Source organism: Variovorax sp. 20P10.2.4 (assembly GCF_058244205.1).
The window spans coordinates 1-9752 of record NZ_JBZAYE010000256.1; the positions used below are offsets into that span (position 1 = coordinate 1).

Genomic DNA, 9752 nt, shown 5'->3' on the forward strand with positions numbered 1-9752 from the left:
ATCCCCGTCAAGCTGCTGGCGCCGCGGGCCGCGAGCGCCCTGAGCATCGGCGCCGACGCGCTGCTGTCGAGCGTGGGCCACGGCAGCGCGATGGACATCGCGGGCCGCGGTATCGCGAGCCCCGAGGCCGTGCTGCGCACCATCGCGCTGTTGTCGGGCCTGCCGACCGCTTCCGGCGAGGCCGCGCAATGAGCCACCGCATCGCCATCGCCGACAGCGACCTGGCCTTCGACGGCAACGAGGGCGAGACCGTGCTCGACGCCGCATTGCGCGCCGGCATCGAGCTGCCCCACTCGTGCCGCAAGGGCGTGTGCGGCAACTGCGCGGGCACGGTCGCGCACGGCGAGGTCGCGTCCGCGGACCGTGGCGCGATGGTCAACGAGACCTGCGGGCCGGGCCAGGTGCTGTTTTGCATGTGCACGGCCGCGAGTCCGGCGCTCGAGATCCGGCCCATTTCGTGGCGGCGCGTCGATCCCGCGGCACGCAAGCGCTTCGTGGCCAAGGTGTTCCGCCACCAGCTCGCGGCGCCCGACGTTTCGCTGCTGCAGCTTCGGCTGCCCGCGGGCCAGCGCGCGCGCTTTCAGGCCGGCCAGTACCTGCAGCTGAAGCTCGACGACGGCAGCACGCGCTGCTACTCGATGGCCAATCCGCCGCACGAGAGCGACACGCTGACGCTGCACGTGCGCCACGTGCCGGGCGGCGCCTTCAGCGCGCGCGTGCCGCAGCTCGCGAGCGGCGATGTGCTCGAGGTGGAGCTGCCGTTCGGCGCCTTCTCGCTGGCCGGTGGCAGCGAGGACACCGGCCCGCTGGTCTTCGTGGTCGGCGGCACCGGCTTCGCGCCGGTCAAGTCCATCCTCGACGACCTGATGAAACGCCGCGTCGACCGGCCGATCACGCTGCTCTGGGGCGCGCGCCGGGCGCGGGACATCTATCTGCCCGCCGCGATCGCGCGCTGGCAGCGGCAGTGGCCTTCGCTGCGTTTCATCGCGGCGTTGAGCGACGAGGACGCCACGGCGGATGACGGCCTGCGCGCCGAGCAGGTCCGCGGCCGGGCCGACGAGGCCCTGGTGCAGGCCTGCCCCGACCTGCGCGGGCATGCGCTGTACTGCTGCGGTTCGCCCGCGATGGTGGCGGCAGTGCGCGAGGCCGCGCTCGCGCACTGCGGCCTCGATGCCGCCGACTTCCATTCCGATGTGTTCGTGGAGGGCCCGGCGGCCCAGGAGGCCGCGCTCAGCCGGGGCGCTGGTTGATCAGCGTGATCAGCGCATGCGGCTGCAGCGGCTTGCCCAGGTGCACGTCGAAGCCGGCCTCGGTCGCCTTGCCATGGTCCTGCGGCCGGGTGAAGGCCGTGTGCGCGATCGCGAAGACCCGCGGCTTGCCGCGCTCGACCTGGAGCAGCCGCAGTTCGCGGATCAGGTCGTAGCCATCGCGGCCCGGCAGGCCGATGTCGCTCACCAGCACGTCGGGCCACTTCTGGTCGAGCAGCTGCAGCGCCACGTCCACGTCGGGCGCGATGCGCACCAGCGCGCCCGCGTCGGACAGCACCACGGCCAGGATCTCGCTGGCGTCCGCGTTGTCCTCGACCACCAGCACCTCGAGCCCCGCGAGCAGGTGGTCCGACGGCGAATCGGCGGACGACTGCCGCGCATCGAGCAGGATGATCCCGCCGTCGCCGTCGGGCACCACGCCGAGCGACACGCGCAAGGTGGCGCCCTTGCCCTCGCCCTCGCTGTGCGCCGAGACCTGCCCGCCATGCAGCTCGGCGAGGTTCTTGACGATCGACAGCCCGAGGCCGAGCCCGCCGTGGAAGCGGTTGTCGGGCGAGTCGCTCTGCGAGAAGCGGTCGAACAGGTGCGGCACGAAATCGCTCGCGATGCCGCGGCCGAAATCCTGCACCGACAGCTGGAGCCGGTCGCCGCTGCGCACCAGGTCGACCACGATGCGGCCGCCTTCGTTCGAGAACTTGATCGCGTTCGAGAGCAGGTTCCACACGATCTGCTGGAAGCGCGTGCCATCGAGCCAGGCGGCCTGCTCGGCGCCTTCCTGGTTGAAGTGGATGAGCAGCTTCTTCGCGGCCACGGCCGCGTTCGAGGCCTCGATCGAGGCGCTCACCAGTGCGGCCGGGTCCACCCATTCGCGGTGCAGCCGCAGCTTGCCCGAGCTGATGCGCGAGACGTCGAGGATGTCGGAGATCAGCCGCGCCTGCGCCTTCACGCTGCGGTCGATGGCGTTGAGCCCCTTCTCCATCTGCTCGGGCGCGCGGTTGCCGACCTTCAGCAGATGCACCCAGCCGCCGATGGCGTTGAGCGGGTTGCGCAGCTCGTGCGAGAGCACGGCCACGAAGTCGTCCTTGGTGCGGCTCAGGCGCTCGGCCGCGGCGCGCGCCGCCTGTTCGCGCTCGAGCACCTCGCGCCGGCGCGTCTCGAGCTCGAAGCGCTCGGACACGTCGAGCGCGATGCCCACGCGCAGGCCCGGCTCGATGGCCGTGGACATGGTCCATTCGAGGCGGGTCCAGCGGCCGTCCTGGCGCAGCAGCGGGAACTCGCCGGTCCAGGCCGCCAGGGGCCGCAGCGGATCGTCGTTCTCGACGGTGTGGTCGTGCACGAAGGCGGTCCAGTCGGGCGGCGCGAAGGCGCTGACCGCCTGGCCGATCAGCGTCTCGCGCGGCCGGCCCAGCATGCCGACCATCGCGGGATTGACGTCGGCGAAACGCCCCCGGGCGTCGACCAGCGCGATGCCCAGCGGCGCCTGGTCGTAGATGGCGCGAAAGCGCGCCTCGCTCGCGCGCTGCTTTTCCTCGGCCAGCCGCGCGCGGATCAGCGCCTGCAAGGTGGCGATCAGCACCGGCGGCTCGACCGGGTGCACCAGGTAGGCATCGGCGCCCGCGTTGAGGCCGGCCACCTTGTGCTCGTTGCGCACGAAGGTCGCCGACAGGTGCACCACCGGCAAGGTCGAGGTCTCGGGCCGCTGGCGCAGCTGCTGGCAGACCTCGAAGCCGCTGAAGTCGGGCAGGTGCACGTCGAGCACCACGGCCGAGATGTTCTTCGGCGCCAGCCGCACGGCCTCGCCGCCGGTGCCGGCCTCCTGGGTATGGAAGCCGGCCGCGCGCACCACGCGCGCGGTGGCGTAGCGGGTGGTGGGGTTGTCGTCGACCACCAGCACCGTGTGCTGCGAACGGTCGATGGTGATGTTGATGACGGGGTCGATGTTCATGCCTGCCCCGCGTGTTGTTCGTTCCCGGCATCCTGCGCTTCGGGGCCGGGCCGGCGCCGCAGCTGCACCGGCAGCGTGACCGAGAAGGTCGAGCCCTCGCCGAGCGCGCTCTCGAGCTCGACGTGGCCGCCGAGCAGCGTGGCGAGCTGCTTGCTCAGCGACAGCCCGAGGCCGGTGCCGCGCAGCCGCTTCTGCACCGGCGAATCGACCTGCGAGTAGTCGTCGAAGACGGCCGCATGGTGCTCGGGCGCGATGCCGATGCCGGTGTCGGCCACCGAGAAGCGCACGCGGTCGTCGCCCACGCGCATCGCGGTCACGCGCACCTCGCCCTCGGGCGTGAACTTGAGCGCGTTCGAGATGAAGTTGCGAAGGATCTGCGACAGCTTGCGGTCGTCGGTGTAGAGCTTGGGCAACCCCTCGGGCTCCTCGAAGATCAGCGCGGTGGCCGGGTTGCCGAGCACCGGGCGGAACATGCCGCGCAGCGCCGAGAACAGGTCGACCATCTCGAACCAGGCCGGCGAGATCTCCACGCGGCCGGCCTCGATCTTGGCCAGGTCGAGCAGGTCGTCGACCATCTCGGCGAGTTCCGAGGCCATGGTCTCGACGAAACCGACCTGCTTTTCCTGCTCGGCCGTGAGCGGGCCGTCCATGCGGTCGTTGAGGATGCGCGTGATGCTGCGAATCGCATTGATCGGCGTGCGGAACTCGTGGCTCATGTAGGCCAGGAAGCGGCTCTTGAGCTCGGTGGCCTTCTTGAGCTGCTCGGCCTGCGCATCGAGCTCGGCGTAGAGCGCCACCACGCCGCGGTTGGTTTCCTCGAGTTCGGCGCGCAGGTCGTCGCTCTCCTGGCGGCTCTCGGCCAGCTGACGCGTCAGTGCCGAGGCATCGGTGTCGTGCGCGGTTCCGGGTTCGCTGCTGCTCATTGCCATTCCTTTCGCCGCAGAACCACGACCGTCGCATCGTCGCGGTGACGCGTATGGTCGCGCAAAAGCACGGCCGCGACCAGCGTAGGGTCCTTTTGCAGCAATGGCCGGATGCGGTCGGCCTGCCAGCGCATCTCGATGCCGTCGCTGTGCAGCACCACCAGCGCATGCGGCGGCAGCTCCAGCGTGGCGGTCTCGGGCTTGCGGATCTGCATGCCGGCGGTGCCGTGCTGGGTCACGATGGACTTGTCGAAGGTGCCCGAAAGCACGCGCCCGACGACGTTGCCGGCGCCGGACCAGGCGATGCGCCCGCTCTCCGTATCGAGGCTCAGCACGCACACGGCCGCGCCGCGCGTGGTCTGCAGCCGTTGGTGGATCTGCTGCAGCGTGTCGCGCAGGTCGCGCTGCGGCGTTTCGGCGAAAACCTCGGCCGCGGCCTGCCCCGCCTTGGCCGCCTCGGGTCCATGGCCCAGGCCGTCGGCGAGCAGTACCCAGAACGCGTCGCCCTGGTCCGAGACCGTGGCGGCCCAGGCATCGCCGCTGACGGATTCGTACGGGGCCGGCAGGCACAGCGCACCGATCCGCAGCCGCTGCGCACCCGGCGTCTCGCCCGCGCCGCGGCCACGCGCCTCGCGCACGCGCGCCACGCAGACCGTGCCCTCGGGCACGGCGGAGTGGATGTCGAACTCGTCGGCCAGCCGCCGCACCGCACCCAGGCCGGTGCCGGGCGTGCTGCCCGAGGAGTGGCCGTCCTGCATCGACAGCGCGAGGTTCTCGATGCCGGGGCCCTCGTCGATCGAGACGATCTCGAGCTCGTGCATCTGCGGCCGCGCGGCGATCAGCAGCCGGCCCTTGTTCGCATGCCGCAGCAGGTTGGTGCCGAGCTCGGTGACCACCAGCGCGACCCGGCCCGCGTCGACCTCGTTCCAGGCCATGTCTGCCACGGCCTGCGCCGCATGCCGGCGCGCCTCGCCGACACGGCTCGCATCGTCGATCGGAAACGCCTTGTGGGTCCAGCCCGCGATCACTTCCACTTGGTGATGCTCACGCGCGTGCCGGCGCCGGGCGCCGACTGGATCTCGAAGTCGTTGACCAGCCGCTTGCTGCCGGGCAGCCCCAGGCCCATGCCGGTGCCGCTGGTCCAGCCGTCGGTCAGCGCCAGCGCGATGTCCTCGATGCCGCGGCCCTCGTCCTCGAAATGCAGCTGCAGTCCGCGCCGGCCGTTGCGCTCGACGAACTCCCAGCGCATGCGCCCGCCGCCGCCGTGGATCAGCGCGTTGCGCGACAGCTCGCTGGCGGCCGTGATCATCTTGGTCTGGTCGACCAGCGACAGCTTGAGCTCCTGGCACAGCGCGCGCACCATCTGCCGGCTGGCCACGATGTTCTGCTCGGACAGCAGCGGCAGCGTGCCCGTGGGGTCAGCGGCCAAGAGCGTTCTCCAGGCGCGTGCGGCGCAGCATCTCCATGCCGCGCTCGACGTTGAGCGCCGTCTTCACGCCATCGAGCGACAGCCCGAGTTCGACCAGCGTGATCGCCACCGCCGGCTGCATGCCGACCACCACCGTGGTGGCCGACAGGATGCGGGCGATGCCCGAGATGCTGGTCAGCATGCGGCCGACGAAGGAGTCGACGATCTCGAGCGCCGAGATGTCGATCATCACGCCCGAGGCGCCGGTCTTGGAGATCTGGCCGGCCAGGTCGTCCTGCAGCTGCAGCGCGGTCTGGTCCTGCATGTCGACCTGGATGGTCACCAGCAGGATGTCGCCCATGCGCAGGATGGGAATGCGGTCCATGGCGACTCCGCTCAGGCCGCGCGCTCGATGCGCCAGCCCGCCTGCTTGAGCGCCAGCGAGAGCGCGTCGGCCAGCGTGGCCTTGGTCTGCACGCCCTGCAGGTCGATGCCCAGGTGCACGATGGTCTGGGCGATCTGCGGCCGGATGCCGCTGATGATGCAGTCAGCGCCCATCAGGCGGATCGCGGTCACGGTCTTGAGCAGATGCTGGGCCACCAGGGTGTCGACCGTGGGCACGCCCGTGATGTCGATGATCGCGATGCCGGAGCCGGTCTCGACGATGCGCTGCAGCAGCGCCTCCATCACCATCTGCGTGCGGCTGCTGTCGAGCACGCCGATCATCGGCACGGCCAGCACGCCTTCCCACAGTTTCACGACCGGGGTCGAGAGCTCCAGCAGCTCTTCCTGCTGGCGGCGGATGATGTCCTCACGCGCCTGCTGGAAGGTGCTGACCGTGTGCTGCGCCAGCTGGTCGACGGTGGCCGACAGGGTCCACAGCGCGGCCGCCATGGCGGCGGGGTCGCTCGCCAGCCGGCGCTGCAGCGCGGCGAACAGCGGCTTCTTGAGCGCGAGCACGAACAGGCTGGTGTCGCCGGCCGATTCGCCCTTGGCCGCACGCGTGCGCGAGAGGTTGGCCAGCGCGTCGCGCAGCGGCACCCATTCGGCGGCTTCGAAGCGCTGGGCATCGCCGCCCGCGGCCAACAAGCCATCGAGCAGGCGCAGCACATCGGCGGTTTCCGCCCTCGCCGCGCGGCGCGCGCCCGGCTCTTTCACACGGGCTTCGTCCAGCCAGCCCTCGATGACGTCGTTCTCTTCCTCGCGCAGCGTCGCGCGCAGCGCTTCATGGTCGTTCTTCATGGATTCCTCTCGGTATTTGCACGGTCCCCGGTCCCACCACCGATCGCCACGCGCATCGATGATGCGCGCGGCGACTCCGTCCCTCTTTGAGTATTTGGTTTCGCGTGGGGGATCGTATCCCCCGGCCGGGTGCGGCCGAAGCGGCGTCGGTCAAGCGATGCCGCGTCCTCGCGTAGGCCGTGTCCCACACTCGGGATCAGCGGGTCGGGGCCTCGACTTGGCCCGGATTCGGATCGGCGCGCAATGTCTTTTGACATAGCGGCGGATTTCTTGTTGCCTGGATGTGGGATGCAGGCCGCGCTGCGTATCCATTCGTACGTCGACGTACTGCTTGCGCCTACATGCGCGGCGCGCCGGCGCGGGACAATCGCGCCATGGTGGAGATCAGCAACATGGACATGGATGCACTGGCCGCAGAGGCTGCGGAATGGCGCCGTCGCGCCCTGCGCGGCGACGCGCGCGCACGCGGCATGGCGCATGAGCTGGAGCGCACGCTGCGCCGGCGCCTGCCCTCGATGCCGGTGGCGGGCCTGGAGCTCGACACGCGGCCGCTCGAACTTCGCAAGCCGCCACCGCGCTGGTGGAAGCTCTGGTAGGCAGGGTTTTCGCCCTGCCCTCCACCGGGTTCCTTCAGTTCTTTCCCAGGGCCGCGACCACCGCGTCGCCCATTTCCTCGGTGCCCACGCGCGTGCTGCCGGCCTGGTAGATGTCGCCGGTGCGCAAGCCATCGGCCAGCACGCGGCGCACCGCCTGCTCCACGCGATCGGCATTGGCCGCCTGGCCGAAAGAGAAACGCAGCATCATCGCCATCGACAGGATCGCGGCCAGCGGGTTCGCGAGGTTGCGCCCGGCGATGTCGGGCGCGGTGCCGTGCACCGGCTCGTACAGGCCGAAGCTGCCGGCCGCCATCGAGGCCGAGGGCAGCATGCCGATCGAGCCCGTGAGCATCGCGGCCGCGTCGGACAGGATGTCGCCGAAGATGTTGCCGGTGACGATCACGTCGAACTGCTTGGGCGCGCGCATCAGCTGCATCGCCGCCGCATCGACGAACAGGTGCGTGAGCTCCACGTCGGGATACTCGGCGCCCACGCGCGTGACCACCTCGCGCCACAGCTGCATCACCTCGAGCACGTTGGCCTTGTCGACCGAGCACAGCCGGCCCTTGCGCGCGCGCGCCGTGCGGAAGGCCACGTGCGCGATGCGCTCGACCTCGGGCTCGGAATAGCGCATGGTGTTGAAGGCCTCGCGCTCGCCCGCGGCATTGACGCCGCTGCCGCGCGGCTCGCCGAAATAGACGTCGCCCGTGAGCTCGCGCAGGATCAGGATGTCGAGCCCCTCGACCACCTCGGGCTTGAGCGTGGAGGCGCCGATCAGCTCGGGGAACAGGAAGGCCGGCCTGAAGTTCGCGAACAGGCCCAGCTCCTTGCGCAGGCGCAGCAGGCTCGCGCCGGGCCGCATCATGAACGGAATGGCTTCGTCGCCGGGCATGCCGGCCGAGCCGAACAGGATGGCGTCGGCCTTGCGCGCGATCTCGCTGGTGGCCGCGGGCAGCGGGTCGCCCGCGCTGTCGATGCCGGCCTGGCCGATCGCGGCATGCGCGAGTTCCAGCGGCTGGGCCGTGCCCACCACGGCCTTCAGCACCTTCAATGCCTGGGCGGTCACCTCGGGGCCAATGCCGTCGCCCGGCATCACTGCGATCTTCATGTCTGGGAACCTTTTCTAGCTGGTCAGAGGGAGGAATGGGACAGCGCGGCCTCGGCGGCGCGGCGCCGCTCGAAGTCCTCGATGCGCGCGCGCTGGGTCAGCGTGTAATCGATCTCGTCGAGGCCTTCGAGCAGGCAGTGCCGCGCGAAGGGATCGATGGCGAAGGACTCGACCTCGCCGCCGGGCCGCGTGACGGTCTGCGCGCGCAGGTCCACGCGCATGCGCGCGCCGGGCGCGGCGGCGAGTTCGGCCAGCATCGACTGCACCGTGTCCTCGGGCAGGCGCACGGGCAACAGGCCGTTCTTGAGCGCGTTCGAGAAGAAGATGTCGCCGAAGCTCGGCGCGATCACGGTGCGAAAGCCGCCGTCGTGCAGCGCCCACACCGCATGCTCGCGCGAGGAGCCGCAGCCGAAGTTGCGGCCCGCGACCAGGATGCGCGCCTGCGCGTACACGGGATCGTTGAGCACGAAGTCGCCGCGACGCGCGCCCGCGGCATCGTGGCGCACGTCGTGGAACAGGTAGTTGCCGAAGTCGTCCGAGCGCGGCTTCTGCAGGTAGAGCGCGGGCACGATCTGGTCGGTGTCGACGTTGATGCGCGAGAGCGGCGCGGCGACCGCGTCGAGGGAGATGAAGGCTTCCATGGGTTCGGGGCGTGGGTTCGTGGCAGCGGCGCTTCAGCGCGCCGGCGGGATGGCGCGCACGTCGGTCAGCCGGCCGGTGATGGCGGCGGCCGCGGCCATCGCCGGGCTCATCAGGTGGGTGCGCGAGCCCGGCCCCTGGCGGCCGACGAAGTTGCGGTTCGAGGTCGAGGCGCAGCGCTGGCCCGCGGCCACCTGGTCGCCATTGGTGCCCAGGCACATCGAGCAACCGGCATGGCGCCATTGCAGGCCGGCATCGCGGAACACCGCATCGAGACCCTCGGCCTCGGCCTGCTGCTTCACGAGCCCCGAGCCGGGCACGACCCAGGCTTCGACGCCTTCGGCCACGCGCCGGCCGCGCACCACCTCGGCGGCGCTGCGCATGTCCTCGATGCGGCCGTTGGTGCACGAGCCGATGAAGACGCGGTCGACCGCGAGATCGGTCAGCGCCTGGCCCGGTGCCAGGCCCATGTAGTCCAGCGTGCGCCGCATCGCCTCGCGCCGTTCGGCGTTCTGCGCCTGCGCGGGATCGGGCACGCGGCCGGTGATCGGCAGCGCGTCCTCGGGGCTGTTGCCCCAGGTGACCATGGGGGCGATGTCGGCGGCCGAAAGCCGCACTTCGCT

12 protein-coding genes are annotated in these 9752 nt (G+C 70.8%); 3 read left to right on the forward strand and 9 right to left on the reverse strand.

Going from position 1 to position 9752, the window contains the following annotated elements; translation table 11 throughout:
• Nucleotides 1-192, forward strand: a 192-nt coding sequence (locus tag AC27VN_RS22165) for a 4-hydroxythreonine-4-phosphate dehydrogenase PdxA (RefSeq protein ID WP_490877915.1), incomplete at its 5' end; no start/stop codon positions are given.
• The gene (locus tag AC27VN_RS22170; RefSeq protein ID WP_490877916.1) at nt 189-1250 is read left to right on the forward strand and encodes a 2Fe-2S iron-sulfur cluster-binding protein; all 1062 of its coding nucleotides are present in this window, start codon (nt 189-191) and stop codon (nt 1248-1250) included. The genes AC27VN_RS22165 and AC27VN_RS22170, both read left to right, overlap by 4 nt.
• Here the strand turns inward: AC27VN_RS22170 and AC27VN_RS22175 are convergent.
• The 6 genes from AC27VN_RS22175 to AC27VN_RS22200 are packed head-to-tail and all read right to left on the reverse strand — an operon-like array spanning nt 1231 to nt 6786.
• The gene (locus tag AC27VN_RS22175) at nt 1231-3213 is read right to left on the reverse strand and encodes a response regulator (protein WP_490877917.1); all 1983 of its coding nucleotides are present in this window, start codon (nt 3211-3213) and stop codon (nt 1231-1233) included. The two genes, AC27VN_RS22170 and AC27VN_RS22175, sit on opposite strands and share 20 nt — an antisense overlap.
• Complete coding sequence (locus AC27VN_RS22180) at nt 3210-4136, reverse strand: sensor histidine kinase (protein WP_490877918.1); 927 nt, start codon at nt 4134-4136, stop codon at nt 3210-3212. The genes AC27VN_RS22175 and AC27VN_RS22180 overlap by 4 nt, the downstream gene beginning before the upstream one ends.
• A complete protein-coding gene (locus AC27VN_RS22185) occupies nt 4133-5170 on the reverse strand; it encodes an ATP-binding SpoIIE family protein phosphatase (RefSeq protein ID WP_296787274.1) in 1038 nt (345 codons plus the stop codon). Before AC27VN_RS22185 ends, AC27VN_RS22180 begins: the two co-directional genes overlap by 4 nt.
• Complete coding sequence (locus AC27VN_RS22190) at nt 5161-5565, reverse strand: anti-sigma regulatory factor (protein WP_490877919.1); 405 nt, start codon at nt 5563-5565, stop codon at nt 5161-5163. Before AC27VN_RS22190 ends, AC27VN_RS22185 begins: the two co-directional genes overlap by 10 nt.
• Nucleotides 5555-5929 carry an STAS domain-containing protein gene (locus tag AC27VN_RS22195; protein ID WP_490877920.1) on the reverse strand — a complete coding sequence of 125 codons (375 nt, stop codon included), beginning with the start codon at nt 5927-5929 and terminating at the stop codon, nt 5555-5557. The genes AC27VN_RS22190 and AC27VN_RS22195 overlap by 11 nt, the downstream gene beginning before the upstream one ends.
• An 11-nt stretch (nt 5930-5940) precedes the next feature.
• On the reverse strand, nt 5941-6786 hold the full coding sequence (locus tag AC27VN_RS22200; RefSeq protein ID WP_490877921.1) for an STAS domain-containing protein: 846 nt from the start codon (nt 6784-6786) through the stop codon (nt 5941-5943).
• Nucleotides 6787-7160: 374 nt separating this feature from the next.
• On the opposite strand from AC27VN_RS22200, the gene AC27VN_RS22205 reads away from it, so the two are divergent.
• Nucleotides 7161-7382: a hypothetical protein gene (locus AC27VN_RS22205; RefSeq protein ID WP_143129320.1), complete on the forward strand. Its 222-nt coding sequence runs from the start codon at nt 7161-7163 to the stop codon at nt 7380-7382.
• Nucleotides 7383-7416: 34 nt separating this feature from the next.
• Here the strand turns inward: AC27VN_RS22205 and leuB are convergent, their stop codons facing one another.
• From leuB to AC27VN_RS22220, 3 genes are all read right to left on the reverse strand, one after another.
• Complete coding sequence (gene leuB, locus AC27VN_RS22210) at nt 7417-8490, reverse strand: 3-isopropylmalate dehydrogenase (RefSeq protein ID WP_490877922.1); 1074 nt, start codon at nt 8488-8490, stop codon at nt 7417-7419.
• A gap of 23 nt (nt 8491-8513) precedes the next feature.
• The gene (gene leuD, locus AC27VN_RS22215) at nt 8514-9131 is read right to left on the reverse strand and encodes a 3-isopropylmalate dehydratase small subunit (RefSeq protein ID WP_490877923.1); all 618 of its coding nucleotides are present in this window, start codon (nt 9129-9131) and stop codon (nt 8514-8516) included.
• Nucleotides 9132-9164: 33 nt separating this feature from the next.
• Nucleotides 9165-9752, reverse strand: a 588-nt coding sequence (locus tag AC27VN_RS22220; protein ID WP_490877924.1) for an aconitase family protein, incomplete at its 5' end; no start/stop codon positions are given.

Coding starts and splice junctions, on each gene's coding strand:
- AC27VN_RS22200 (WP_490877921.1), bottom strand. CDS start 6,786: ATGAAGAACGACCATGAAGCGCTGCGCGCGACGCTGCGCGAGGAAGAG.
- AC27VN_RS22180 (WP_490877918.1), bottom strand. CDS start 4,136: ATGAGCAGCAGCGAACCCGGAACCGCGCACGACACCGATGCCTCGGCA.
- leuB (WP_490877922.1), bottom strand. CDS start 8,490: ATGAAGATCGCAGTGATGCCGGGCGACGGCATTGGCCCCGAGGTGACC.
- AC27VN_RS22175 (WP_490877917.1), bottom strand. CDS start 3,213: ATGAACATCGACCCCGTCATCAACATCACCATCGACCGTTCGCAGCAC.
- leuD (WP_490877923.1), bottom strand. CDS start 9,131: ATGGAAGCCTTCATCTCCCTCGACGCGGTCGCCGCGCCGCTCTCGCGC.
- AC27VN_RS22205 (WP_143129320.1), top strand. CDS start 7,161: ATGGTGGAGATCAGCAACATGGACATGGATGCACTGGCCGCAGAGGCT.
- AC27VN_RS22170 (WP_490877916.1), top strand. CDS start 189: ATGAGCCACCGCATCGCCATCGCCGACAGCGACCTGGCCTTCGACGGC.
- AC27VN_RS22195 (WP_490877920.1), bottom strand. CDS start 5,929: ATGGACCGCATTCCCATCCTGCGCATGGGCGACATCCTGCTGGTGACC.